24 protein-coding genes are annotated in these 24,189 nt (G+C 64.3%); 4 read left to right on the top strand and 20 right to left on the bottom strand.

Translation table 11 applies throughout. The features are described 5' to 3' along the window. The first annotated feature begins 73 nt into the window (after positions 1 to 73). Both FJ941_RS06910 and FJ941_RS06905 read left to right on the top strand, forming a co-directional pair. Entirely contained in the window at positions 74 to 769 is a 696-nt protein-coding gene (locus FJ941_RS06910; RefSeq protein ID WP_140504178.1) for a hypothetical protein, read from the top strand. Positions 770 to 815: 46 nt separating this feature from the next. Continuing rightward, positions 816 to 1,685 carry a DUF1194 domain-containing protein gene (locus FJ941_RS06905; RefSeq protein ID WP_140504375.1) on the top strand — a complete coding sequence of 290 codons (870 nt, stop codon included), beginning with the start codon at positions 816 to 818 and terminating at the stop codon, positions 1,683 to 1,685. Positions 1,686 to 1,715: 30 nt separating this feature from the next. On the opposite strand, the gene FJ941_RS06900 is transcribed toward FJ941_RS06905, so the two are convergent. From FJ941_RS06900 to flhA, 3 genes are read right to left on the bottom strand one after another with little or no spacing between them, the layout of a single operon-like run. Beyond that, positions 1,716 to 2,099 carry a hypothetical protein gene (locus tag FJ941_RS06900; RefSeq protein ID WP_140504176.1) on the bottom strand — a complete coding sequence of 128 codons (384 nt, stop codon included), beginning with the start codon at positions 2,097 to 2,099 and terminating at the stop codon, positions 1,716 to 1,718. A gap of 1 nt (position 2,100) precedes the next feature. Next, the gene (gene fliR, locus FJ941_RS06895; RefSeq protein ID WP_140504174.1) at positions 2,101 to 2,853 is read right to left on the bottom strand and encodes a flagellar biosynthetic protein FliR; all 753 of its coding nucleotides are present in this window, start codon (positions 2,851 to 2,853) and stop codon (positions 2,101 to 2,103) included. Continuing rightward, on the bottom strand, positions 2,850 to 4,937 hold the full coding sequence (gene flhA, locus FJ941_RS06890; RefSeq protein WP_140504172.1) for a flagellar biosynthesis protein FlhA: 2,088 nt from the start codon (positions 4,935 to 4,937) through the stop codon (positions 2,850 to 2,852). The genes fliR and flhA overlap by 4 nt, the downstream gene beginning before the upstream one ends. 115 nt (positions 4,938 to 5,052) lie before the next feature. Between flhA and FJ941_RS06885 the strand changes: the two genes are divergently transcribed. Then, positions 5,053 to 5,352 (top strand): putative quinol monooxygenase, encoded by a 300-nt coding sequence (locus tag FJ941_RS06885; protein WP_140504171.1) that lies wholly within the window; start codon positions 5,053 to 5,055, stop codon positions 5,350 to 5,352. 41 nt (positions 5,353 to 5,393) lie between these two features. On the opposite strand, the gene FJ941_RS28945 is transcribed toward FJ941_RS06885, so the two are convergent. After that, the gene (locus FJ941_RS28945) at positions 5,394 to 5,729 is read right to left on the bottom strand and encodes a hypothetical protein (protein WP_181169737.1); all 336 of its coding nucleotides are present in this window, start codon (positions 5,727 to 5,729) and stop codon (positions 5,394 to 5,396) included. Positions 5,730 to 6,020: 291 nt separating this feature from the next. On the opposite strand from FJ941_RS28945, the gene FJ941_RS06870 reads away from it, so the two are divergent. Beyond that, the gene (locus FJ941_RS06870) at positions 6,021 to 7,802 is read left to right on the top strand and encodes a chloride channel protein (protein ID WP_140504169.1); all 1,782 of its coding nucleotides are present in this window, start codon (positions 6,021 to 6,023) and stop codon (positions 7,800 to 7,802) included. Positions 7,803 to 7,825: 23 nt separating this feature from the next. Here FJ941_RS06870 and FJ941_RS06865 read toward each other — a convergent pair whose 3' ends face one another. The 16 genes from FJ941_RS06865 to FJ941_RS06790 all read right to left on the bottom strand — a co-directional run bounded on the left by FJ941_RS06865 (position 7,826) and on the right by FJ941_RS06790 (position 24,009). Further along, entirely contained in the window at positions 7,826 to 9,469 is a 1,644-nt protein-coding gene (locus tag FJ941_RS06865) for an MFS transporter (RefSeq protein ID WP_140504167.1), read from the bottom strand. Positions 9,470 to 9,653: 184 nt separating this feature from the next. After that, positions 9,654 to 9,920: a flagellar biosynthesis protein FliQ gene (gene fliQ, locus FJ941_RS06860; protein ID WP_140504165.1), complete on the bottom strand. Its 267-nt coding sequence runs from the start codon at positions 9,918 to 9,920 to the stop codon at positions 9,654 to 9,656. Positions 9,921 to 9,933: 13 nt separating this feature from the next. Continuing rightward, positions 9,934 to 10,341 carry a flagellar hook assembly protein FlgD gene (flgD, locus tag FJ941_RS06855; protein WP_140504163.1) on the bottom strand — a complete coding sequence of 136 codons (408 nt, stop codon included), beginning with the start codon at positions 10,339 to 10,341 and terminating at the stop codon, positions 9,934 to 9,936. Continuing rightward, on the bottom strand, positions 10,341 to 10,784 hold the full coding sequence (gene flbT, locus FJ941_RS06850; protein WP_140504161.1) for a flagellar biosynthesis repressor FlbT: 444 nt from the start codon (positions 10,782 to 10,784) through the stop codon (positions 10,341 to 10,343). Before flbT ends, flgD begins: the two co-directional genes overlap by 1 nt. After that, positions 10,781 to 11,128 carry a flagellar biosynthesis regulator FlaF gene (gene flaF, locus FJ941_RS06845; RefSeq protein ID WP_140504160.1) on the bottom strand — a complete coding sequence of 116 codons (348 nt, stop codon included), beginning with the start codon at positions 11,126 to 11,128 and terminating at the stop codon, positions 10,781 to 10,783. Before flaF ends, flbT begins: the two co-directional genes overlap by 4 nt. A 32-nt stretch (positions 11,129 to 11,160) precedes the next feature. Then, the gene (locus FJ941_RS06840; protein WP_140504158.1) at positions 11,161 to 12,204 is read right to left on the bottom strand and encodes a flagellar hook-associated family protein; all 1,044 of its coding nucleotides are present in this window, start codon (positions 12,202 to 12,204) and stop codon (positions 11,161 to 11,163) included. A 3-nt stretch (positions 12,205 to 12,207) separates the two neighbouring features. Next, positions 12,208 to 13,659, bottom strand: a complete 1,452-nt coding sequence (gene flgK / locus FJ941_RS06835) for a flagellar hook-associated protein FlgK (RefSeq protein WP_140504157.1) — start codon at positions 13,657 to 13,659, stop codon at positions 12,208 to 12,210. Positions 13,660 to 13,686: 27 nt separating this feature from the next. Further along, positions 13,687 to 14,946 (bottom strand): flagellar hook protein FlgE, encoded by a 1,260-nt coding sequence (locus FJ941_RS06830; protein WP_140504155.1) that lies wholly within the window; start codon positions 14,944 to 14,946, stop codon positions 13,687 to 13,689. Positions 14,947 to 15,025: 79 nt separating this feature from the next. Beyond that, positions 15,026 to 15,694 carry a response regulator transcription factor gene (locus tag FJ941_RS06825; RefSeq protein WP_015315897.1) on the bottom strand — a complete coding sequence of 223 codons (669 nt, stop codon included), beginning with the start codon at positions 15,692 to 15,694 and terminating at the stop codon, positions 15,026 to 15,028. Positions 15,695 to 15,906: 212 nt separating this feature from the next. Further along, positions 15,907 to 16,491 carry a transglycosylase SLT domain-containing protein gene (locus tag FJ941_RS06820; protein ID WP_181165815.1) on the bottom strand — a complete coding sequence of 195 codons (585 nt, stop codon included), beginning with the start codon at positions 16,489 to 16,491 and terminating at the stop codon, positions 15,907 to 15,909. Beyond that, positions 16,424 to 17,758 (bottom strand): flagellar hook-length control protein FliK, encoded by a 1,335-nt coding sequence (locus FJ941_RS06815; RefSeq protein ID WP_246673714.1) that lies wholly within the window; start codon positions 17,756 to 17,758, stop codon positions 16,424 to 16,426. The genes FJ941_RS06820 and FJ941_RS06815 overlap by 68 nt, the downstream gene beginning before the upstream one ends. Before the next feature lie 38 nt (positions 17,759 to 17,796). Continuing rightward, complete coding sequence (locus FJ941_RS06810; RefSeq protein ID WP_140504152.1) at positions 17,797 to 19,152, bottom strand: chemotaxis protein MotC; 1,356 nt, start codon at positions 19,150 to 19,152, stop codon at positions 17,797 to 17,799. Beyond that, positions 19,149 to 20,540 (bottom strand): MotB family protein, encoded by a 1,392-nt coding sequence (locus FJ941_RS06805; protein WP_140504150.1) that lies wholly within the window; start codon positions 20,538 to 20,540, stop codon positions 19,149 to 19,151. Before FJ941_RS06805 ends, FJ941_RS06810 begins: the two co-directional genes overlap by 4 nt. Next, on the bottom strand, positions 20,537 to 21,154 hold the full coding sequence (locus tag FJ941_RS06800) for a hypothetical protein (RefSeq protein ID WP_140504148.1): 618 nt from the start codon (positions 21,152 to 21,154) through the stop codon (positions 20,537 to 20,539). The genes FJ941_RS06805 and FJ941_RS06800 overlap by 4 nt, the downstream gene beginning before the upstream one ends. A gap of 3 nt (positions 21,155 to 21,157) precedes the next feature. Continuing rightward, a complete protein-coding gene (gene fliF / locus FJ941_RS06795; protein ID WP_140504147.1) occupies positions 21,158 to 22,807 on the bottom strand; it encodes a flagellar basal-body MS-ring/collar protein FliF in 1,650 nt (549 codons plus the stop codon). Between the two features lie 131 nt (positions 22,808 to 22,938). Continuing rightward, positions 22,939 to 24,009 carry a flagellin gene (locus tag FJ941_RS06790; RefSeq protein ID WP_027144759.1) on the bottom strand — a complete coding sequence of 357 codons (1,071 nt, stop codon included), beginning with the start codon at positions 24,007 to 24,009 and terminating at the stop codon, positions 22,939 to 22,941. Positions 24,010 to 24,189 lie beyond the last annotated feature (180 nt).

Genomic DNA, 24,189 nt, shown 5'->3' with positions numbered 1-24,189 from the left:
TCCGACCGCCACTCGGCATGGCCTCAAACGACCCGGCAGCGGTCGCTGCCGGGCTTGTCGCGAGGTCGCCGCGATGACCGCTCGGGCAGCTCCGATCGCATATCTGGTGGCGGCGCTTCGCGCCCGCGTGAAGGGACCCGGCGGCTATTACAACAGCGGCAATGCGCTCGGCATCGTCGTGGGTGTCGCAATTCAGATTGCCACGGTGCCGGTCGGATTGCACGAGGGAAGCGCCGTCACCACCGCGGTGATGAACTGTTTCGCCGGCAGCCATGGCAGTGTTTCGCTGGCCCTGGCTACCCTGGTTTTCTTCTTGGGCGGTGAGGCCTATCACCGGGCATGGTCAGGGCCGGATGCTCCCGATCCCGCCCTCAACCGTCTGGGCGACTTCCTGTCAGGCATAGGTGCGCTCGGGCTCGGCGCTGCCCTGCTGCTGCTCGGCGATCCCTTACTGGCGGCGACTTCCGGCCTGCTGCATGCGTTGGGTAAATTCGGCAGCGCCATTCATGGGACGGGCACGCCGCTTCCGTTATGGCCGGTCGCCTGGCCCGATCCCTTCCGTAGTGCAGTGCTCGCCAGCCGGTTGCCGGCAATGCTGGCGACAACCGTAGCCCTCGGGGGGACCTTCCCGCGGGTCTGGTCGGGCGAGTCCTTCGCGGCGCTCGCCATGCAACTGATTTTGCTGGGCTGTTACCTTCTATGGACCAAGGCGGATCTGCTGCTGCTCGGCGCGCGGAGCAAGGCTCTTCGCGAGATTTCCACACGTTGAAAAATGACTGTTTGAAAAAATGCCCGTTCTTGAGATGGAGAATAACATGTTGGGTAGTATGCATCGGGGCGTAGGTGCCCTGTCCGTAGCGGCCTCTTTTCGCGAGCAGGCGTGCGCGATATGCAGGGGCACCCTGACATCGGCGACAGAGCGGTCAGCCGAAGGGCCGGCAAAGCGTGCCAGCCTATTTTTGGCGCTGGTAGGGACACTTGCAGCTTCGGTGGGTTGGGCGCCGCGGGCCTGGGCGGCCAATGTCGATGTTGCCGTAGTATTCGCTGTCGATTTCTCATCCTCGATTGATCCAAAGGTCGCCGATCTACAGCGCGAAGGTCATGCCGCGGCACTCACTTCTCCAGAGATCATCGCCGCCATCGCGCGCAATTACGTCGGCTGCATCAGCATTGCCTACTTTGAGTGGTCAAGTCCCGGACACTCACGCGTCGTGCTGCCGTGGACAAACATCTGCGGGCTGGAAGACGCCAGAGCGGCCGCGTCGGTGATCAGCAAGAAGGGAGATACCGGCTTCGCTCGCCGGGGGCGGAGCGGAACGTCCGTATCGTCGGCTATTGACGTCGGTAGCCTTCTGCTCGATCAGTTTCCGGGAACGGCAGCAAAGAAAGTAATCGACATCTCGGCCAACGGCGAGAATAACGATGGGCTTCCTGTTCAGCCGAGCAGGCTGAACGCCGTTGCCAAGGGGTATACGATCAACGCGATCGCCATTCCAACGCAGGATGAGGATCCCGATCAACCGTTGGCATCCTATTTCGCCAAATCGGTCATTGGCGGTTCCCAAGCCTTCGTTATAACGCCGAAGGGACCGAGCGACTATGTGACGGCCCTTCGCCGCAAGCTGGTTACGGAAGTAAGCATGGACGTTAGCCGGCAGGCGGATGGACTCTCCACGCAACCTTGATGAGTTCGGGCCAACGATCGGGCTCCGGCACTACTCCTCGCCCCGCTTCTGGGCGATCAGGTCCAGGCGCTCGCGGTCTGATCTCTCGCGTTCGTCGCGGTTGCGCACGTCCTTGTAGGCGCGCTCGACCATGTTGGTGCGGGCGCTTGCCGCGGCGATGAGGCCGGCTTCTTGCCTCGCGCTTTCCAGGCTTTCCTCCTGGCGCACGACGGCCTGGGCGATGCGGCGATGATAGAGATCGGGGAATAGGCCGGAGAGGGAATTGTCCTGGTCGAAATGGCCGATCAATTCGCGGGCTTCGGTCTCGGCGGCGTTTGCCGCGGCGACGAAGGCGGCGTGGCGGGTTTCGTGCAAGGCTTTCAGCTGTTCCTGCACCTTGACCAGTTTCCTCAAGCGGTCCTTGCGCGTGCTCATGTCACCTCGCCAGTGTGAGGTCGACGAAGCCGTCGACGAACAACGACAGCATGGTGCCGATGGCGAAATAGAAGATCAGCATGCCGCCGGCGATGACGAAGGGCTGGGAGATGAAATAGATCGGGATCTGCGGGGTCAGCTTGTTGACGAAGCCGATCGTCAGATTGACGAGAATGGCATAGGCGACGAACGGGCTGCCGAGGCGGATGACCAGGAAGAACGTGTCCGACACGGTGTCGGTGATGTCGACCAGTGCGGCCTGCGGGTTGAAGAAGACATTAACCGGCGCGACCGTGTAGGACGTCACCAGGGCACGGACGATTTCGTGGTCGAAGTCGAAGACGAACAGCATCAGCAGCGCCGAGAACGAGATGATGGCGGTAAGGGCTGCCTGCGGTTCCGGCTCCTCGATCGCCGGTCCGCCGGAGCCGCCATAGCCGATCAGCATGGCGATGGCCGAGCCCATGAAGCGAAGCGCTTCCATGTAGAGCCTGGTCATGGCGCCGATCAGCCCGCCGACCAGCAACTCCGAGATGATCATCGGCACCAGGATCTGCGGGCGCGGATCGACGAAGGGAAAGATCTTTTCCCACAGGAAGGCGAGCAGGCCGCCGGTGGCGGCGACCGCGACGAACAGCCTGACCTGGACCGGGATGCGGGCGCTGGACAGGCCCGGCATCAGCATGAAGCAGGCGCCGATGCGGCAGAAGGCGAGGAACGCCGCGATGACGACGGCCTGCGAGAGAACGCTCACGATATGGTCCCGAGCACCCTGATCTCGACGCCCTTGGCGATTTCGACATGGGAGAGCACCGGCAGCGTGGTGAACAGGCGCTCGATGATCATGCGCACATAGGGGCGCGCGTCGGGCGCGGTGACGAGGACGAAACGCTCGCCGGCTTCCAGATGTTTCTTGATCGCCTTGGTAGCGTCCTGGCCGAACTCCTCGAGCTGGCGCGGATCGATGTCGAACTCGCGCACCTCGCCCTTGGCGTCGCGCTTGAGGCTCTGGTGGAAGGCAAGGTCCCAGCGGTTGCCGAGGCGCAATACCTTGAGGACGCCGCCTTCCGAGAGATCGCCGCAGATCTGCTGGGCCATGCGGATGCGCACATGCTCGACGATCTGCTCGGTGCGGCGCACATGCGGCGCGATCTCGGCAATGGCCTCGATGATGAGATGCAGATTGCGGATCGAGACGCGTTCGGCAAGCAAAAGCTTCAGCACCGCCTGCAGGCCGGGATAGGAGATGTGGGTGGTGCAGATCTCGTCGGCGAGCTTGCGGTATTCCTGGTCCTGGCGTTCGAGCAGTGCCTTCATGTCCTTGTAGGACAGGAGCTGCGGCAGGTTGTTGCGGATGACTTCAGAGAGATGGGTGAGCAGCACCGACATGTTGTCGGCGAAGGTGAAGTTCTCGCGCTTCAGATCCTCGGCGAAGGTCTCCATGACGGAGTAGGCGCGCATGCCGAAGGCGGGCTCGCGGATCTCCTCGCCGGGGATTTCGGGGATGTCGCGGTTGCCGAGCAGCACCATGATCTCGCCGACGCGCATCGAATATTCGGCGACCACGGTGCCGTGCACCTTGATCTGATAACTTTTCGGCGGGATGGCGAAGTCATCGGCGACGCGGACTTCCGGCACGACGAAGCCGTATTGCTGGGCGAATTTCTTGCGCATCTTCGACATGCGGAAGACCAGTTCCTGATGCGAGACCAGCAGCCGGGTCGAAAGCTGCTTGCCGATCAGGAGCTCGATCTCGGCGGTGGCGAGCGAGGCCTTGACCGAATTCTTTTCTTCCTCGGCCTTGGTCGCCTTCTCCTGGTTTTTCAGCGCCTCGGCCTCGGCGACGGCCCGGTTGTGGCGCATCGGAATGACATAGCCGAGGCCGGCCATGCCGGCGGCCAGCGCGAAGAACGGGAACAGCGGCAGGCCGGGCATCAGGCCGAGCAGCACCAGCAGTGCGGCCGCCACGTAGAGCGCGCGCGGATGGGCACCGAGCTGGCCGAACACGGCCTGGTTCGTCGAGCCGCGCGTGCCGCCCTTCGACACCAGCAGGCCGGCTGCCAGCGAGACGATCAGCGCCGGAATCTGGGTGACCAGACCGTCGCCGACAGACAGCTTGATGAACACGTCGGCGGCCTCGCCCATGCCCATGCCGTGCCTGATGTAGCCGATGGCGATGCCGCCGACGATGTTGATGGCGGTGATGATGAGGCCGGCGATGGCGTCGCCGCGCACGAATTTCGAGGCGCCGTCCATCGAGCCGAAGAAGGAGGATTCCTCTTCCAGTTCTCGGCGGCGCAGTTGCGCGGTCTTGTCGTCGATCATGCCGGCGGAGAGGTCGGCGTCGATCGACATCTGCTTGCCGGGGATGGCGTCGAGGGTAAAGCGCGCGCCGACCTCGGCGATACGGGTGGCGCCCTTGGTGATGACGATGAAGTTCACCACGATCAGGATCATGAAGACGATGAGGCCGATGACGAAGTCGCTGGCCATGACCAGCTTGGAGAAGCCGGCGATGACATAGCCGGCGGCGTGCGTGCCCTCATTGCCATGCGACAGGATCATGCGCGTGGTGGCGATGTTGAGAGACAGGCGCAGCATGGTGGCGATGAGCAGCACGGTCGGGAACGAGGAGAAATCCAACGGCCGCTGGATCCACAGCGCCACCATCAGGATCAGCACCGAAAGTGCGATCGAGAAAGCCAGCCCGATGTCGATGAGAAAGGCCGGGATCGGCAGGAACAGCACGGCCAGGATGATGACGATGCCGAGCGCGAAGAAGATGTCGCGGCCGTTCTTGGCCGCCACGCCGGGCTGGATGCTTTCGCTGATCGCCATTCTCGTCCTCGAACCACAGGGCTGCCGAGCATGCGACAGCCCGGCGAGGGTAGCTGGCCAAGCTTGCGCGAGGGTGGGAGAGTGGCCGGATCGACTCTCTCGCGAAGGACAATTCATGCTGCTGATCATCGGTACGATCCGCCTGCCGCCCAACAGGCTCGACGAGGCCAGGCCGGTAATGGAACGCATGGTTCGCGCCAGCCGGGCCGAGGACGGCTGCCTTGAATATTCCTATGCGCAGGATGTGCTTGATCCCGGCTTGATCCGGGTCACCGAGGCATGGCGCGACAGGCCGGCACTCGATGCGCATTTCCGCTCGCCGCACATCGCCGACTGGCGCGGGAGCTGGCCGGGCCTCGGCATCGGCGAACGCAATCTCATGCTCTACGAGACCGGCGAAGCCATGCCGACCTGAGCGGTCCGGCGCCCGGATCCTTGCCGGCCGCCAGCAAGCAATCAGGTCTCGGCCGTGTCTGCGGTGGCAACGCCGACCAGCCACCGCCTGACGGCTCGTTCCTCCGGCGCCGACAGGCCGGCGGTCAGTTCGCTCTCGATCGCATGCACACGGTCCCAGCATCGCCGCAGCAGGGCCTGTCCGCTGGCGCTGAGCTCGATATGATGGATGCGGCCATGGAACAGCGTGCGGCTTGCGCTGGACAAGGGCGTGCCCGGCATCTTCAACGTGGCCGAACCCAATGAGGCCGTCTCGACGCGAAAGGCGGCCGAGGAACTCGGCTGGCGCGCCGATTTCCGCTTGCCCGCCTGAACCAATCCGCCCGGAGACATCGACATGATCAGCAATCAGGCCCGTTTGCGAGCGATCCATCTCGTCGCCGAGAATGCCAGCACCACCGAGCCGGCCGAACTGCTGGCGACCTTTATTGCCTACGACGATTGCGGCCGCTGACGATCCCGGATTGACCACCGGGCCGGTGGCTTTCCACGCCCGGGACGGGAACGGCCGGGTCAGGCGGCATCGCGGCCATATTGGCGCCTTTGATGTCGGCATTGTGGTTGTCACGACGTGCCGCCCGGCGTATCAGGCGGGTCTTCCGTTGCCTTTGATATCGGCGAGCCGTCCCGGTGCTTTCCAGAAACCAACCCCAAGTCTACGCCCGCCGGCTGCGCGCGGTGCTTCTGAGGTCAGTCCCTCTCTTGGAGGCGCGCGGCATCGCCGTGGTCATCCTGGCGGGCGTTGTCGGCATCATGGCGGGCATACTGGTCACCGCGATGAGCCAGATCGTGCAGGACCTGCACGGGCTGCTGTTTGGTGTCCAGCCCGGCGGACGCCTGTCTGGCATGTTCTCGCTTGCCAATCCGATGCAGGCGCTGATCCCCGCGATCGGCGGCATCCTGCTTGGGATATCGGTGGTCTGGCTGAGGCTTCGGAAATTCCGCACGCCGGTCGACCCGATCGAGGCCAACGCGCTCTATGGCGGGCGCATGTCGCTCACCGATACCTTCATCATCGTCGTGCAGACGATGATTTCCAGCGGCTTCGGCGCTTCGGTCGGCCTGGAGGCCGGTTATACGCAGATCGGCTCAGGGGTCGCCTCGCGGCTGGCGCGTGCCTTCCGATTGCGCCGCAACGATGTCCGCATCCTCGTCGGCTGCGGCGCCGCCGGCGCCATATCAGCCGCCTTCGATGCGCCGCTGACCGGCGCCTTCTACGGTTTCGAGCTGGTCATCGGCATCTACTCGGTCGCCAATGTCGCGCCTGTCTTGACCGCCGCGATCTCGGCGTCGCTGACAGCGGAAGTGTTCGGCGGCGTACCGTTTCCGCTCGAGCTTTCAGGGTTGCCGCAACTCACCGCCAGTCAGTATGTACCATTCCTGTTGCTCGGCCTGCTTGGCGGCGCGGCCTCGATCGCCATCATGCATCTGGTGACGCTGATCGAGCGCGGGTTCAACAGGCTGTCCGTCGATGCCTCGCTGCGCCCCGTCATCGGCGGTGTCCTGGTCGGCCTCCTCGGCCTGATCACGCCGCAGGTCCTGTCCAGCGGCCACGGCGCGCTGCATCGCGAGTTCGCCATGAATTACGGGCTGGTGGTGGTGGCCAGCGTCTTCGTGCTGAAGCTGGCGGCGTCGGCCATCTCGCTGGGCTCGGGCTTTCGCGGCGGACTGTTCTTCGCCTCGCTGTTCCTTGGGGCTCTGCTCGGCAAGTCGTTCGCCGGTGTCATGGCGCTCGTCTCGCCGGCGACCGGCATCGACCCTTCCGTCGCCGCCGTCGTCGGCATGACGTCGCTCGCCGTCGGTGTCGTCGGCGGCCCGCTGACCATGACCTTCCTGGCGCTGGAATCGACCCGTGACCTGACGCTCACCGGCGTGGTGCTGGCCGCCTCGATCATGGCGGCGATCCTGGTGCGTGAGACCTTCGGCTACTCGTTCTCGACCTGGCGCTTCCACCTGCGCGGCGAGACGATCCGCAGCGCCCACGATGTCGGCTGGATGCGCAGCCTGACCGTCGGCTCGATGATGCGCAAGGACATCAAGACCATCGACGCCTCGACGACCCTGGCCGCCTTCCGCAAGGAATTCCCGCTGGGTTCGGCCCAGCGCGTGATCGCCGTCGACCCGGGGGACGAGTATGTCGGCGTGCTGATCGTGGCCGAACTGCACAGCGATCCCTCCGGAGGCGAGGTGCCGGTGCGCGATCTTGCCCAGTACAAGGATGCCGTCCTGGTGCCCAGCATGAACGTGCAGGCCGCCGCCGAGACCTTCCAGCGCGCCGGCGCCGAGGAACTGGCCGTGGTCGAGGACTTCGCCGACCACATTGTGCTCGGGCTTCTGACCGAGGGCCATTTGATGCGGCGCTATGCCGAGGAACTCGAAAAGGCGCGCCGGGACCTGTCGGGGGAAGGGTAAGGAGCCCGCGGTCTCCGAACTCGTCAGTGCTCGATCGGTCCCTTGGCCGGCACCAGCGCCGTGCCGGCGGTTGTCGGACGCTCGATGACGCGGCGCACGCGCGGCGGCTCGTCGCCTGAGTGCAACGCCCGCAAGCGTTCGCCGACCATGGCATCGGCATGGGTGATGCGACCATTGTGCCTGACATATTCGAGCCAGGTCGGCGTGTGATAATGCTCGATCCAGATCGACGGATTTTCGAGATCGCGCGCCAGCGTCCAGTTTCGGGCGCCGTCGCGGCGGCGGATGCGCCCGCGCTCGGCCATGGTGGCGAGGAATTCCGCCTCGTCCTCGCGCCGGATCACATATTCGATCATGATGGCGATCGGACCGCTGCGCGGCTTCAGGTCGAGGGCGAGGTGCGGCTCCTTGAAGCGGTTGAGCGGGTCCAGGTTGAGCACCTGCTGTTGTGGTAGCGGCAGCACGAGACCGATGGCACCGCCGGCCAGCATGGCGATGGCCGCGGCGATCAGCGCCGTCTCGGCGCCATGCGCGTCGGCGACCACACCCCAGATCCAGCTGCCCAACGCGATGCCGCCGAAGGTGGCGGTCTGGTAGACCGACAGAACCCGGCCGACCACCCAGCGCGGCGTCGCCATCTGCACGGTAACGTTGAAATGCGAGAGCGCAATCACCCAGCAGGCACCGCCGACCAGCAGGCCGAGCGAGGTCTGCCAGGCATGCTGGCTGATGGCGGCGTTGAAGGCGCAGGCAGCGAAGCCGGCGAAGGCACAGCGCACCATCGTCTCGCTGGAGAGCAACTGCCGAAGCCGCACGCTGATCAGCGCGCCGCCGACGGCGCCGATGCCGAAGGCGCCCAGCATGATGCCGTAGGTCAGCGCGTCGCCCTTGACGACGTCGCGCGCCACCAGCGGCAGCAGCGCCAGCACCGCGCCGGCGCTGAAGCCAAAGGCCGCGCCCCTGACCAGCACCTTGCCGATGTTGGGCGACATGGCGACGTAACGCAGGCCGGCGCCCATGGCGGCCCCCAATGACTCGCGCGGCAGGGTCGAGACCGGTAGATCCGGCTTCCAGCGTGCCAGCACGACGATGAGGCCGACATAGCTCACCGCGTTCGCCGCGAAGGCGGCGGCCGCACCGGCGGCCGCGACGATGATGCCGCCGATCGCGGGGCCGACACTGCGGGTCAGGTTGAAGCCCATGGAATTCAACGCCACGGCGGCAGGCACCTTGTTGCGCGGAACGATGTCGCCGACGGAGGCTTGCCATGACGGGCTGTTGAGCGCCGTGCCGCTGTCGATCAGGAAGGTGAAGGCCAGCAGCGTCCACGGCGTGATCAGGTCCAGATAGGTGAATACGGTCAGAAGCACCGAAACGACCAGCATGAAGGTCTGGGCGACCAGCATCACCTTGCGGCGGTCGAAGCTGTCGGCGACGGCGCCCGCGACAAGCGCGAACAGCATGATCGGCAAGGTGGTCGAAGCCTGGACCAGGGCGACCTGATAGGGCGAGGTGGCGATGGTGGTCATCATCCAGGCGGCGCCGACGCCCTGGATCAAGCCGCCGAAATTGGAGACGAGACTTGCGCCCCAGACGGCGCGGAAGATGCCGTGCCGGAATGGCGCCAGCGCCGAGACGCTTTCGCTATCCGGCTTTTCGTCAATCATGGGCGGGTTCCTGCCACGGCGTGCCGATCCTTGCGGTGATCCGTTTCCCCGCATGATTTGCCGAAACTATGGCATCACGGCGCAAAGGGCGAATGCCTTGCGGGCAAGATCATGGTCCAACAAGGGGATAGCGAAGGGCCACACGCTCGTGCCGGAAGGCGCCGAGCACACTTTCTGGAATCGCTCAGAAACCGTTCTGGATGCGCTCGAAGATGACATTGGTGAAGGCCGATATCTGGCCGCCGATGAAGGGGCCCGTAAGCGCCACCACCAGCATGATGGCGATGATCTTGGGCACGAAGGTCAAGGTGATTTCCTGGACCTGTGTCAACGCCTGGATCAAGGCTATGCCGATGCCGACGGCCATTGCGACCAGCACCACCGGCGCGGATGCCGTCAGCACCGTCCAAACCGCGTACTGGACGATGTCGAGAGCGTCGGCTTCATTCATGTCGGCGGTTGGCCTAGCTCGCCGGCTTGATCGACACGCCCGCGCCGACGGGGACCTGGGTGCCGTCCTGCAGCACTGCGATCAGTCCGCTGCTGGCGAGCGTCACCGAAGCCACTATTCCGGTGGTCTTGCCGTCGGCCGACGTGATCGAGCGGCCGATAATAGCGTCGGCCTGCGACAGCGCCGAGGACTGCATGATCTGGTCGAGCTTGGTGTTGCTCTGTACCGATTGCTCGACCTGGGAGAAGGTGGCGAGCTGGGCGACGTATGCCGTCGAATCCATCGGCTTGGTCGGATCCTGGTTCTTCATCTCCGCGATCAGAAGCTTCAGGAAGGACTGATAGTCGACCGCTGTCTTCGAGGTCGACTTGGTGGTCTGGTTGGCGCCAGCCGGTATCGTCGTCGTCATGTCCACGGTCATCAGTATCGTGCCCCCACGGCCAGCGGGCGCGCGGCACCCGGAACGTCGTCATTGCCGCCAAGCGCGCGGCGTTCGAGAGGATAAAGCGAACGGATCGCCTTCAAGGCCTCGTAGATGTGATCCTCGCCGACCATGCGGTCGACCTGTTTCAGCGCGTTGCCGATCTCGGCGTCTTCGAAACTTGCAATGAGCAGCGGCAGCGAGCGGCGGAACATCTCGCGTGCTTCATCGGCACCAGCGGGGTTCATCAGCATGACCTGCACGATGAAATAGAGCTGCCGCAATGGCGTCGACGCCTCGTTGGCCTGGATCACATGGCTCTCGAGCAGGAACTGCACGTCGTTCATCAGCTCGACGGTGACCTTGCGGTCGACGCGGAGGACCGCGCCGTTGATGTAGATCTTCTCATTGGGCTTCAGCGATATCTTCAGCGTGTTCGTCATTGAATGCCGTCGCGGATGATCTGGGACACTTCGATCAGCCCCTCGAAATTGTCGGTACGGCCCTGGCGGATGTCCTCGGCCTCGCGCAGCAGCCACAGGCCGATGGAAATCAGGTTGGCGCGCAATTCCTTGGGGAGCGCATTGTCGCTGGAGCCAAGGTCTTCGACGAAGACAGTCCAGACGCGGTTGGTGAAATTCAGTGCCTCCACGGCCTCCATCGAATCCTGGCCGGCCACCGCCGCAGCCGACAGCATGTCGATCGAGCGGGTCAGCAGCTCGCGCTCACGGTCCTTGGCGTCCGTGACGGAGGTGCTTTGGACGTCGGCGTAGGAGAATTGGTACATCGTTGGCTCTACCGTTCCGGTTCAGAGTGCTTTCAGGTCAGGTAATTCAACAGGCTGAGCTGCTGCAGGCGCGCCGTCAGAGCGAAAGACGTCTCGATATGCTGCGTCAGGTCGGCGACGCGGGTCGCGGCTGCGGCCGGATCGACTGCTTCGAGATCCAGAATGTGCCGTTCGAACAGGTCGATCTGCGTCTTCATACGGTCGCTGGCGTCGGAGACGCGCTTCTGGACGATGCCGGTCTGGGATTGGACCTGCGCGATGCCGCTCAGCGCTTCGCCAACCAGCACCTGCGAGTGGTCGACGATGCTGTCCTTTGCCGCCCGGCTGATATTGGTGGACATCAGGCTGGAGACCAAGGCCGCCGCCATGGCGAGCTTCCTGACGCCGTCGCTGTTGGCGCCGGTCGAGGTCTCGGTGGTTTCGTTGAGCGCGATGCGGCTGACGATCTGCTGGTCGGTGGCATTCGACATGTTGGTCTGCCAGCCCGCGCCGAGGAACTGCGGCGTGACATCGTTGGTGATGAAATCGTCCATTTGGGCCGCGGTGATGTTGGCTGCGGCCGGGTCATTGGGCGTGAAGCCGAATTTGGCGACGAAGGAGGCGTCGAAGGCAGCCTTGGCGGGAGAACCGGGGGCCGTGAAATCGTTGATGGGCTTGACGTCGGTGTTGGTGCCAGCGAACAGATATTCGCCGTTAACGCTGGTGTTGAGGATCGACGTAAGCTGCTGGATAGTTGTCTGGCCGGTCGATTGGGTCAGGCTGTCGGAGTTGTCGCCCGACGATGCGGTGGTCAGGCTGGACAGGAAAGTCTGCGCGACGTTGGAGAGCTGGCCGAGCGAGGTCTGGGTCGATGAGAGCCGGGCGGCCACCAGTCCGTTGGAATCGACAATGACGTTGAGCCGGTCGAGGTCGCGCGAAAAGGTGACGGACTGGGCGGTGCGCCCACCAAGTGCCAGACCGACATCGGCGACCTTGCCGGTCGAGGACTCCTTCGTGGCTTTGACGAGATCGGCCTGCATACGCATCTGCTGATAGCGCATGGCATTCGTGAGGGCAGCAGAGGAGACAAAGGTCATGGCTTATCCCACCGCGTTCAACAGGGCCGTCATCATGTCGTCGACGGTCTTCATCATCCGGGCGGATGCCTGATAGGTGTGCTCGAGATCGAGCATCAGCGACATCTCTTGATCGACATTGACGCCGGTTGCGTTGGACAAGGCATCGGCACTGCGCTGTGCCAGGGCTTCCTTGGCGTCGGCGGCGGTCGAAGCCTGCTGACGAACGCCCTGCAACCAGCCGATCGAATTGGCGGCGTAGTCGGCAACGCTGGAGGTTGCCGAAATCCCGGCCGAGGAATCGAACGTCATCGGCTTGTCGAGCTGGTCGCCATAGGCGACCAGAAGGTTGGAGTATGAAGCTCCGCCAGTGTTGGCGACGTAAGCGGCGCCATTGGCGCCGCCGTCGCGCAGCAATGTCGGGTTGCCGCCGGTGCTGGGATCCATCGCGGCATTGATCTTGATCGTTCCAGCAAGGCCATCGACGAGCGTGCCCGCGGCTGGCACCGCCGGTGCGCCCGACCAGGTGAACAGGCCCGCTGCGTTGGGCATCGACGGTGCGGTTTCGGCAAAGGCGGTGATCAGGCCGCGCGCGGTTTCGTCGAGCTGGCTCTGCATGGTCGAGGCGACGCCGTCGCGCAATTGCAGCATGCCGGCAATCGTGCCGCTGGCGGTTGTGTTGCCGCCGCTGCCCGCCGAGACCGGCACATTGTCGATATAGACCGTGTTGCCAGTCGAACCCGCGGCATAGCCCGAAGATGGGGCGAAGCTGACGGTACGTGGGATCGTCTCGAACAATGTCGTGCCGTCGCCCGTAGTGATGACCATGTCATTGTCGCCACGCGTGAAGGTCGATACCGGAATGTAATTGGCGATCTTCTTCAACAATGCGTCGCGTTGGTCGAGCGCATCTGAAACGTCGGTACCGGAACGGGTTCCGGACATGACCGCCGTGTTGGCATCCTGGAACTGGTTGAGCAGCGAGTTGAGATCTTTGACGGCGGTATCGATCTGGCCGTCGGTCTGGGTACGAAAATCCTGAATGGCCTTGGAGCCTTCATTCAGGGACCGCACGACCTGTCTGGCCGCGTCGATGACGCTCGAGCCCAGATTCTGGTTGGACGGCGAGGTGGCGTATAGCTGCAGCGCCTGCTGCAGATTGGCGATGGCGGTCGAAGGTGAGGAGGCGTTGTCGACGCCATTCACTGAAACGTCGAGCTGATCCATGCCGCTGTAGAGCGCATTCTGGCCGGCGTAGGCGGATAAAGCGCCGAGGTTCTGGCGAAACAGCAGGTCGTTGGCCGCACGCTGGACATCAACCGAACGCGCGCCGGGCGTCGTGCTGGTGACGAGCGCGATGCGGCGCGAATAGTTCGGATTGTCGGCGTCTGCCACGTTGCGCGTGACGACGCTTGTCTGCCGCGAGGTGGCCAGAAGCGCCGATTGGGCGATGCTCAGTGCGGAGGAAAGCGACATGCTGGTCTTTCACGGGCGGAGCCCGGCTTATCTCTTCAGGTTGACGAGGACGTCCATCAGATCGGAACCGGTCTGGAAGACTTTGGAATTGGCGGTGTAACTGCGTTGAGCCGCGATCATGTCGGTCAATTCCTCCGCGATATCGACGTTGGAATTTTCGAGCGCGCCGGAAATGATCGAACCAAGCTTGCCTTCATTGGCAAAACCGACACGGATGGCACCGGAGTCGGTGCCTTGGGCGTAGACATTGCCAGGCAGCGCCTTGAGCTGGTCGGGGCTCTGCACGTCGGCCAGCGGAATTTTGTAGAGCGGCTTGGAAGTGCCGTCCTTGTACTGGGCGTAGATGGTGCCGTCCTTGCTGATCTGCACCTTGTCGATGGTGCTCGGCGCGTTGCCGTTCACCTGGGCGTCGGAAACGGTGAAACCGGTGCCGAGCTGTGTGAGCGCCGACAGATCGAGATCGAGGCTGGCGCCGCCCGGCACTGTGAACGAAACGTCGGTGGGGGTGCCGGTAAGCTTGCCGGTGGTGGTATCGAAGGTCAGGTTGGCCGTGCCCAGTGCACCGCCGCCAGCGTAGGGGAAGCCAGTTCCGGCCGTCGCCTTCGATTGGTCGAAGACCGCCACCTGCCAGGTGCCGGCGCCGGTGTTGGTGAAATAGACGTCGAGCAGCCTCTTGTTGCCGAGATTGTCATAGGCGACCATCGACGATTTCGAGGTGTACTGCGCGCCTGCGGTGTTGGTGGTGGGCAGGTTGCCGGCGGCGACCGGTGTCGCACCTGCCGGCAGATTGCCACTGAAATTGCCCTGGGTGCTCGGCGTCGCGGTCAGTCCCTGGTCGGAGATGACAACCGGCTCGAGACCTTCGAAGCCGTTCACGGTCGCTGCCGGCGTGCCGTTGGCGTAACTGTAGGCCATCAGCTGGAAACCGGCGGCATTGACCAGCCGGCCCTGTGCATCGGGAACGAAGGCGCCGGCGCGGGTCAGGAAGGGCGTGCCGCTCGGGTCCTGGACGACAAAGAAGCCATCGCCGCTGACGGCAAGGTCGGAGACCGAGGTCGTGTATTGAAGTACGCCCGGATCGCTGACCGCCTGGCGGATCGTGGTGGTGACGCCGCCGGAATTATAGGCGCCGCCGGTCGACGGCATGATCAGCGTCGAAAATTCGGCCGAGGACCGCTTGTAGCCGGTGGTGTCGGAGTTGGCGATGTTGTCGGCCGTCGTCGACAGGCGGTTTGCCTGGGCGTTCATGCCGGAAACGCCAGTCCGCATCATTCCGTAGAGGCTCATCGAGATGTCTCCGCAATATCCTTGCCACTGGCTTCGAGGCTAAGCCTCCTGTCTTGCGCGAGGCTGGCGCGGTGCCGCATCAGAACACCAGCCGGTAGCCGAGGAAGCGCTTGGAATCGATCGGGTCGGTGCCCAGCTTCTCGCGCAGTTTCTTGCGCAGTTTGCTGATGTGGCTTTCCACCACGTTCTCCTCGACCTCTTCGTCGAAAATGCCGTAGATGGCGTTGAACACCTGGGTCTTGGTGACGCGGCGGCCGCGATTGCTCGCCAGATATTCCAGGATGCGGCGCTCGCGGCGTGGCAAGGGCAGCGGCTGGCCGTCGATCTCGGGATCGCGGCCGTCCATGAAGATGCGCATGGCACCGATCTCGGTATAGGCGACGTCCTCGCTGGCGCGTCGACGGATGGCGGTGATGCGGGCCAGGATTTCGCGGATGTGCACCGGCTTGCGGATGACGTCGTCGACGCCGCTCTCGAACAACCGCAGCGTGTTTTCCAGCGAATGTTGCTCGCTGAGCGCAATGACCGGAGCTCCGGTGCGGTCGCGGATCTGGCGCGGCGAGATCGCGCCGTCGCGACAGTCGCCGATCAGGAAGGCCCGGACCGATCGCAGATCGGTGTCGGCGGCCGAGTTGACCCACTCGCCGAATTCGCCCGGCGCGAAACCGGCGCAGGCAATCCCCTCGCGGTCGAAAAGTGAATTATAGCCCTCTGTCACGAGCTCTCGCTCGTCAACGATAACGATCATCGGCCCCGCCTCCGAATCAGCACATTTGCCCCGTGGGGAAAGGCGTATCCGCTGGCGAGAATCCTGAACAACCGTCATTTCTTGTAACTAGTTTCTTGGGAGTCTGGAATCGGAGCGGTTGCATTAGCGCGCCGCCAGATATGTTTGTGAGCCCAGGTCGAATGGACCGCTTCGCATCCAGGGAGTTGACGTATTAGAAGCAGAAAATGCGCTTATGGGTTGCAGAAGGCGCGAGCGTTCGTGGTCCATTTGCCGAAGCCGGTGGCCACCATGTTGGCGATCACCCTGCAGACATAGACCTTCTGCGCCGGATCGTTGTCGGGACCGGCATGATAGCGGGCGACGGCCATCGACCAGGTCACATGGCGGGCATGGAGGCTGGCCAGGAAGCTTGCCGCGTAGTCGACGTTCTGGCGTGGGTCGAGCATGTCCTCGACGCTGCGGAAATGCGAGGCATGGTAGTGATGGTTGATCTGCATGCAGCCCAGATCGATCAGCGTCTTGCCCTCGCGCTGGGCGTTGGCGAAGGCGGCAAGCGCTTCGGCCCGGCTTCTCGGGAAGACTGCTTTTCCCTCTATGTTCAAGGCGTTAGGCTGAAGACTGCCCTTGTTGCCGGTTTCCGTCAATCCGACGGCATAGAGGATGCCGGCGGGTATGCCATAGCGGTCGGCGGCACGCAGGATCTCGGGTTCGCAAGGATTGGTGGCGGCGCCGGCGCTGCTCGCGAGGCTAGATAAATATATCGCCAGTGCGCTCGCGAGAAGGCGAAGCGGCGCGGCCGTGTGCTTGCGCTTCATCATGGTTACCCCTTGCGGATTGCTGACCCGACTGCTGGCCGCCGGCTCCATTATTGCCGCCGCCGGAATTTCCGGGCTGGAAGGATGATGGATCGCGGCCGGGTGCAGCGCTCACGGAGGCGGTCGTATCCGTCCGGGTTGTAGAGGAAATTGCGACCGAGGGTTGCATGATGGTGACCTTATCAACCTCGAAGCCCAGCCCGCGCAGCGACTTGACGATCGCCTCGCTGTCGCTGGAAAGCCGGCGATAGGCATCGTGTGTTTCGGGCTTCAATTCAATCGACAGTTGTTCTCCGGAGAGCCGAAGATGGGCCGTGACCATGCCCAGTTCGGCCGGGTGAAGTTCGATCTTCAACACATGTGTCGGAACGGCAACAGAGCCCGTCAGTTGAGCGGTCGCGGAAGCCGTGGAAAGCGTCTTGTTCGGGCCCCCATCGGCTGAAATGGCGCCGATCACGTTGAGGGCTGCCTGGCTCATCGGTGCCTGCGGCGGCGCGGGAAAGCTGCGTTCGGAAACCACGTCGATGCGTGCCGCCGCCGACTGCTGTTTTCCCGGCTCGGACCGCAATGAGGACTGAAGGTCGGCGATGGATTTCAGCTGTGGCGCCGCCTGTTCCGTCTCCATGCTTGGCACCTCCGCGGGCGCCTCGGGCAGCGGGCCGGCCACGATGGCATTGTCGTGTTTCGGCGCGCCGGTGGCATCGCGGACGAGCCTGCCGTCGAGTTTCGTCAACGGCCCGTCGACGAGCGATACCCGCTCAGGCTCGGACATGGGTTCAAGACCGTCACGCCCCGCAGCGGATTTCTGTCGATAGGCCTTCGACGGAAGCTGTCCATCGATAGCAGAGCCCTGTCCTGTTTCGCTCGCGCTCGAGTCGGCCGACTTGGTCGATGTCGAGAAATGGCGCAGGTCATGAAACGCCATCAGCAGCGGCAGATGCCCGTCGAGCGGCGTTGCGCCCGGATCGGCGGCGGGCGCTTCGGCATCGGCATCCTTGTCCGTCCCGGCGTCCTTGCCGTCCTTCATGGATTTCGCGGCAGACGATCCGCTCGGCGTGGCCCTTGCCTTGCCGGCGGGCATCGGCTTGTCCTCGCCTGCCTTTGCCGCAAGCTCCGCGGCAAGCCTGGTCCACCGCGGATCGCGGGAGCCCGCCTCGGCCGGTGGCTGCTTCTCCGAATGGGCAGGGCTCGCGCCGCCGTGCACCATCTCTCCGAAACCGGTGTCGTCCTTCTTTCCGGACGCGGCCGGCTGCTCGGCCGTGCGCACGGCGGTGAATCCTTGCAGAGCCGGACCGAGGCTGGGGGTCATTTCGGGGCGGCTCCAAGCATCTGGTCGATCAGGTCTAGCTGTCGACGGGTTTTCGTCATGGCGGCGTCGGTCGGGTCTGTCGTGTCGGCGCTGGCCGAGGCCGCCGGTGCCGGCAGGACGATCGCCGCATCGGTTGCAGGCGTGGATGCGTTCGGCGCAGCCGCTGCTGCGTCCAGGGATGGCGCTACGGCGGTCTGTTCAGGGACGGCGCCCTCGACAGGTGGCAATCCGGCGGCATCGGTGGCCGCAACCTCGGGTTCGGGCGATGGCACAACCGCGGCGGGCGCCGGATTTGCGGCCGGAGGGGAGGCAGGCGGCGCCACCACTTCACCGGCGATGGTCTGGGCCGCGTCGAGCAAGGCGCGGTCGCCGTCCGACAACCTGCTGCGGTCGATCTTGCCCAGTTTGGCACGCACGTCCTCGATGGTATCGGAGGTCACCGTGGACAGGCTGGAATAGAGCAGGGCGCGCGGATCGCCCTGATTGGTGTTGCCGTCGCGACCCTGCTCGGCCCTTGCCGAGGCGAAGGCCGACAAGTCGCTCATGCCGTCAATCGCGGCGCGGCGGGCGATGCGCAGATAGATCACCTTCTCGCGCTCGGGATCCATCATCGAGGTGATGTCGGCAAGCTTGTCCTGGCTGATCGACATGTGCAGGGCGATGACGCCGGAGACGAAGGAGTCGGCGAACTGGCTGGCGTAAGGCGAATAGAGATAGCGCTCGACGTACTGGGTGGAGGCAAGCGCGAACCGTGCCGCGTCGCCTTGCGTCACGGCAATGCCGACCGAGCGCCGCAACGCCGCTTCCTCGACCAGAGTGCCGGGGCTGAGCAGCTTGGCCTCGTCGAACAGCGTGAGTGCGGTCGCCGGCTGGTCCGTGGCAAGCAGCGAGCCTTTGACCAAGGCGAGGAACGCGCCGAGATCGCCTGGCAGAGCCATCGGATCGATCGGCCTCAGGGCTTCGATCGCCTCGCCGGGCCGGCCGTTCAGGTAGTCGATCACACCTTTGGCCATGGCAAGGTTGCGCGGATCGGAGGCGGCGCGCGACACGGCCGCCTCGACCGTCACCGGATTGCCGCCGCTCATGCCGTAGACCAGGAGCGCGCGAAAATTCCTGGGATCCTTGAAATCCTCGGCATCGGCCGCGCGCAACCGCGCATCGGTCATCTCGAGCAGCTTGGCCTGCATCGGCATCGCGGCGTGATCGCCGGCCGCGATACGATCCTGGACGAGCTGCAATGAGCGCACCAGTTGATAGGGCTGCAGCGTATCCTGGGCAAAGCCCGCCGACGGATATGCCGTGGCCAGCAGCAACAGGCCCATCAGGCGGCTGGTCAGCGCCGCCCGCTTCATCCGCCGGTCGCCATCAGGATCTCGATGCGGCGGTTGGCCGCCGACATTGGGTCTGCCGGATCCTTGGGCTGGCGATCCGCGAAGCCGGCAACCTCGGTGATGCGGCGTTCATCGACGCCGCCGCGCACGAGCATGTAATAGGCGGAGTGCGCCCGCGCCGTCGACAGCCGCCAATTGTCGTAGCTGGCGCTGCGGAAAGGGCGCGCATCGGTGTGGCCGTTGATGCTGATGGTGCCCTTCTGGCTGTTGACGATGTGGCCGATCTTTTCCATCGCCAGCACCAGCTCGCGACTCGGCACCGCCGACCCGATCTCGAACATGCCGAAGTCGAGCTGGTCGGTGATGGAGATGACGACACCCTTGTCGGTGGCTTCGACCGAGACACCGTCATGCAGCTTGTCACCGGGCTTGAAGGCATCGGCGAGCTGCTGCTTAACGTCGGCAGCCGCCTTCAGCGCGGCGGTGGTCGGAGCCTTGTCCGCCGCCTCGGTTTTTGCGGCCTCCTGCTTTGCGACCGCATCAGCGGCCTTGTTGTCTCCAGCGTCGGCGTTGCCCGCCTTGGTATCCCCCGCCTTGGCATCGCCGGCCGTGGCATCGCCGGCCTTGGCATCGCCCGTCTTGACCAGTGTCGCGGCGGTATTCCTGCCATCTCCGGCCAGGGGCTCGAGCGGTGCGTCCTTGACCGGCGGTGTGGGCGGCACGGCCTTGACCTTGGCGACCCGAGTCTCGGCCGCCTTGTCGCCGGACTTGAGCGGGTCGCCCTCGATCTTGGGACGCTGGGCGCTCGCCTCGGCGCCGGGCGCGGCGACCTGCTGCGACCAGAAGTCCGGCTCGAAGGGATCGCGGTAGGACGCGCCGCCCGAGGCACCCGTCGCCGGGCCGGAATTCTGCGCGCCGCCATCGCCCTTCTGGCTGACATTCTGCATGACGCCGGTATCCGTGGCGATCTCCGAGAGCACCGCATAGGGGTCGGCGAAAAGATGCTCGTCGGATTGTGGCGACTGCTGCGGCTCCTGGTTTTCCTGCTTGCGGTTGAATGAGCCCGCGGCGCCGCTGCCGTCCTGCCCGGCCTTGGCTGTCGCTTCCTGCGGGTCGTCGGCCATCAGCCCGACCGAGCGCGGCCCATTGCCGAGATCCTGGAGGCCCTTGCGGCTCGACTCACGGTCGACCAGCTTGACGGGATTGAAGTAGCTGGCGACGGCGGCCTTGGTCTGTTCGTTGGCGGCATTGATCAGCCACATGACCAGGAAGAAGCACATCATCGCGGTCATGAAGTCGGCGAAGGCGATCTTCCAGACGCCGCCATGGTGACCTTCGTCGTGGTCGTCATGCCCGCGCCGCACGATGATGATCTCGTGCCTGCCATGATCGGCATCGGCGACGCTCATGACAGCACCTCGGAAAGTGTTGCCGACCATTCGGCCATGCGCGTCTCGAACACGGCCTCGTCGATGGTGACCGTCAGGTCGAAGCCGGGCGCCTCGATGAAGTCGAGATTTTCGGCACGCGGCCCAAGCGATGCCTTCAGCGTTTCGAACAGCGAGAGCGGCCCGCGGACCGTGATGCGCACGGCTTCGCCATCGCCGACGGCTTCGCGGACCGCGCCGGCGAGCGCTTCAAGCGAGCGCTTCCGCAGGTCGTCGCTGACCACGCCGCCGATGATGCGGGCGACCGTGGCGCCGACAAGATCCGTCACGCGCGCCTCCATGGCGTCGAGCCGCGACGAGACCGCCTTGCCGACATCGCCACCGAAGCTGTCGAGAAAGGCCTTCGCTTCCTCGGCATTGGCCCGGCGTTCCGCTTCCAGCGCTGCTTCATGCGTCGCGGCAAGCCGTTCGCCGAGCGCTGCCTCCGCCTGGGCAACCGCTTCGGCGATCAGCGTGCCGATATCGGCCGGCGGTGCCGCCTCGGGTTTGTGCTCGGTGGCGGCCTGGGGCTGGCTGGCGCGTTGCGCGCGCGTGCCGAAATCAGGGAGAAGATCGAAGAGGGCTGCGGAGGGCATGGTCTACGCCGCGACTTCCTGGGCCGCCCATTTGCGCAGGATCTGCGCGGTGCGTTCCTCGTTGATGTCGACCATGCGGGCAAGCCGCTCCTGCGGGGCCGGCCTGATCTTCTGGCGCAGATCGTCGAGCGGGGTGGCGCCAGCACGCGTGCCGGGCAGGGCGCCAATGGCGGCACCCGCATCGGCGGAAGCGGCTGCCTCCGGCGTCGGCAGAGAGCGCTGGACTTCATCGAAATTGGGGCCTGCTATGGCAGGCGTCGCCCTGGCCGTCAACGCGGTCGCCATCGGCCGCAGGCCAAAAAAGGCGACCAGGAACACCACGACGATGAAGGCGCCGGCATTGATCAGCGTGCCGGCGTGCTGGCCGATGGAATCGAGCATTCCCGCCTGGGGCACCGCCTCGCCGTCCAGCCCGTCGATGAACTCGACGGCCGAGACGTCGATGACGTCGCCGCGCTTGTCGTCGAAGCCGGTGGCGGAGCTCACCATCTTCTGGATTTCGGCGACGCGCTTGGCGATCTGCTCGGGTGTCGCATCCTTGCCCAGGATCGTCTTCAGCCGATCCTGGTTGACGACGACGGCAATCGACATCTTGGTCACTGAATAGCCGTTGGAGACGGTGGCGATCTTCTTGGAATTGATCTCGTAATTGGTGATCTCCTCCTTGCGGTCGTTGGCCGAGGAGGTCTGCGGACCCTCGGTGCTGGTCGCCTGGGTTTCGGGCAGGTTCTGCTCGACGCTGGCGGGAGTTGAAGCCTGCTTCTGGTTGCTGTTCTCATTGGCGCGCACCGATTGCACCGAGCGTTCGACGCGGGAATTCGGGTCGAAGATTGTCTCTTCCGTCTGACGGGTGTCGGTGTTGACCTCGGCCTTGACGCTGGCGCGGAAATTGTCCGGGCCGAGATAGGGTGTCAGAGCGCGGCGGATATTGTCACCGATCTGCGCCTCCACGGTCTGCTCGACGCCGAGCGTGCGGGCGGCACTGGTGTTGGAGGGATCATCACCCGCGGCCAGCAGATTGCCGTTGGAATCGAGCACCGTCACCTTGTCGGCCGACAGGCCAGGCACGGCAGCGGCGACGAGGTGGCGGATCGACATGGCGCTCTTCTCCGCGTCGATGCCGGCGTAGCGGATGACGACCGAGGCGGAGGGCTGCTGTTCGTCGCGGCGGAAATTGGCGCGCTCGGACATGACGATGTGGACGCGCGCCGCCTTGATGCCGGCGATGGACTGGATGGTGCGGGCGATCTCGCCTTCCAGCGCACGCACGCGGGTGATCTGCTGCATGAAGGAGGTGAGGCCCATCGCGCCGACATTGTCGAACAGCTCATAGCCGGCATTGGCGCTGGTCGGCAGGCCCTTCTCGGCAAGCAGCATGCGCGCCTGCGCCGTGGTGCCGGCCGGCACCAGTACGGAGGTTCCGTCGGCGCCGACGTCGAAGCCGATGCCGGCTTCGCCCAACACTAGGCCGATCTGGTTCACGTCGGAGCGGTCGAGCCCGACATAGAGCGTGTCGTAGGCCGGGCGGTTGAGGTAGACCGAGGCAATGCCGATGACGCCCATCACCAGGACAGCGATGCCCGCCAGCATGGCGAGGCGCCTGACGCCAAAGCCGCGGAGATTCGAGATGATGCTCTGGATCTGTTCCGGCACGATTGAGCGACTCCCAGCATGACTGTCCGCCGGAACACTAATCCTCGAAGCTTGTGCGAAAATGAAATCGGGCCGCGCTTGCGACGCGGCCCGTGAATTGGAAATCGACGTATCCGTCGGCTAAGGTTGAATTAGCCGTTCTTGAACAGCGACAGGATCGACTGCGAGGAGCTGTTGGCGATCGACAGCGACTGGATGCCGAGCTGCTGCTGCACCTGCAGCGCCTGGAGGCGGGTTGATTCCTTGTTCATGTCGGCATCGACGAGCTGGCCGACGCCGCGGTCGATGGAGTCCATCAGGCTCTGCGTGAAGGTCTTCTGCAGGTCGATGCTGCTCTTGGCTGAACCGAGGATGGTGGCGGAGTCGGTCAACTGGCTCATGACCTTGTCGATTTTGCCGACCATCTGGGTGATGATGTCGTCGGTCACGCCGGCCGCCGTGATATCGAGATTGTAAGCGGAAACATTGTCGATCCTGGGAACCACCGCACCGGCCGCGGTCTGGCCGGCGGTGTTGGCGGCAATGTCCGTGCCGCCGCCGGCGATTGCGGCCGCATAAGCGGTATCATACAGGTTCTGGGCGGCCGCCGTGGAATAGACCGAGGTCTGGCGATCGAGCGTGCCCTGGTTCTTGACGGCGGTGGAGAGACCGGAATCGAACAGCTTGGTGCTCTCGACATCGATGTCGATCGTGCCGAGCGAAATGGCGCCCGAGGAGGAGCGATTGAAGGACGAGACGATCTTGGCGTTGGCCTGGACGCCATCATTGGCGGCGGCCACCTGTGTCGATGTCACCGAAAGGTAATTAGAACCCGAAAAGGTGGCGGCATCGGCAAAGGACTTCATCTGCGCCTGGAGGGCCGTGATTTCGGTCTGTGTCTTCGCCTTGGCAGCAGCTGTCTGGCCAATGGTGGAGAGCAACTTGGTCTTGATCTTGCCGATCGTGTCCAGCGCATTGTTCATGCCGGTATAAGCGGTATCGACTTTCGAGGCGCCGAGGCCGAGCGCGTCCTGCACGGTCGAGAGCGCCTGGTTGTCGGAGCGCATCGTCGTGGCGATCGACCAGTAGGCCGCGTTGTCGGATGCTTCGGAGACCCTGTAGCCCGTCGAGATGCGGGCCTGTGTCTGCTCAAGCGACTTGTTGGTGGCGTTGAGGCTCTGAAGTGCAGTCAACGCCGCAGCGTTCGTCATGATGCTCGCCAAGAAACTCGCTCCTTTTTTCCAGACCGGTCTTTCTCAAAAACCGGCGTTGCCCTCGCGAGCCGCTCGACCCGCCCGTGGATTGCCGCCGCCCCGATCGGACCGATTCGGTAATCCGTTGTAAGTCATTGGTTAACCATGACTAGCGCGTTATGGTTAACGGCCTGTTAAAAGCCGACTTTA

Source organism: Mesorhizobium sp. B2-3-13 (assembly GCF_006442195.1).
Taxonomy (GTDB): Bacteria; Pseudomonadota; Alphaproteobacteria; order Rhizobiales; family Rhizobiaceae; genus Mesorhizobium; species Mesorhizobium salmacidum.
The sequence above is the reverse complement of the archived record's forward strand: the minus strand, read 5'-3'. Positions and strand labels throughout refer to the sequence as shown.

Coding starts and splice junctions, on each gene's coding strand:
- FJ941_RS06825 (WP_015315897.1), bottom strand. CDS start 15,694: ATGATCGTTATCGTTGACGAGCGAGAGCTCGTGACAGAGGGCTATAAT.
- FJ941_RS06905 (WP_140504375.1), top strand. CDS start 816: ATGTTGGGTAGTATGCATCGGGGCGTAGGTGCCCTGTCCGTAGCGGCC.
- flaF (WP_140504160.1), bottom strand. CDS start 11,128: ATGTACCAATTCTCCTACGCCGACGTCCAAAGCACCTCCGTCACGGAC.
- flbT (WP_140504161.1), bottom strand. CDS start 10,784: ATGACGAACACGCTGAAGATATCGCTGAAGCCCAATGAGAAGATCTAC.
- FJ941_RS06805 (WP_140504150.1), bottom strand. CDS start 20,540: ATGAGCGTCGCCGATGCCGATCATGGCAGGCACGAGATCATCATCGTG.
- FJ941_RS06865 (WP_140504167.1), bottom strand. CDS start 9,469: ATGATTGACGAAAAGCCGGATAGCGAAAGCGTCTCGGCGCTGGCGCCA.
- flhA (WP_140504172.1), bottom strand. CDS start 4,937: ATGGCGATCAGCGAAAGCATCCAGCCCGGCGTGGCGGCCAAGAACGGC.
- FJ941_RS06800 (WP_140504148.1), bottom strand. CDS start 21,154: ATGCCCTCCGCAGCCCTCTTCGATCTTCTCCCTGATTTCGGCACGCGC.
- FJ941_RS06820 (WP_181165815.1), bottom strand. CDS start 16,491: ATGAAGCGCAAGCACACGGCCGCGCCGCTTCGCCTTCTCGCGAGCGCA.
- FJ941_RS06910 (WP_140504178.1), top strand. CDS start 74: ATGACCGCTCGGGCAGCTCCGATCGCATATCTGGTGGCGGCGCTTCGC.
- FJ941_RS06840 (WP_140504158.1), bottom strand. CDS start 12,204: ATGACCTTTGTCTCCTCTGCTGCCCTCACGAATGCCATGCGCTATCAG.
- FJ941_RS06810 (WP_140504152.1), bottom strand. CDS start 19,152: ATGAAGCGGGCGGCGCTGACCAGCCGCCTGATGGGCCTGTTGCTGCTG.
- flgD (WP_140504163.1), bottom strand. CDS start 10,341: ATGACCGTGGACATGACGACGACGATACCGGCTGGCGCCAACCAGACC.
- fliQ (WP_140504165.1), bottom strand. CDS start 9,920: ATGAATGAAGCCGACGCTCTCGACATCGTCCAGTACGCGGTTTGGACG.
- FJ941_RS06885 (WP_140504171.1), top strand. CDS start 5,053: ATGCTGCTGATCATCGGTACGATCCGCCTGCCGCCCAACAGGCTCGAC.
- flgK (WP_140504157.1), bottom strand. CDS start 13,659: ATGTCGCTTTCCTCCGCACTGAGCATCGCCCAATCGGCGCTTCTGGCC.
- FJ941_RS06900 (WP_140504176.1), bottom strand. CDS start 2,099: ATGAGCACGCGCAAGGACCGCTTGAGGAAACTGGTCAAGGTGCAGGAA.
- FJ941_RS06830 (WP_140504155.1), bottom strand. CDS start 14,946: ATGAGCCTCTACGGAATGATGCGGACTGGCGTTTCCGGCATGAACGCC.
- FJ941_RS28945 (WP_181169737.1), bottom strand. CDS start 5,729: ATGTCGATGTCTCCGGGCGGATTGGTTCAGGCGGGCAAGCGGAAATCG.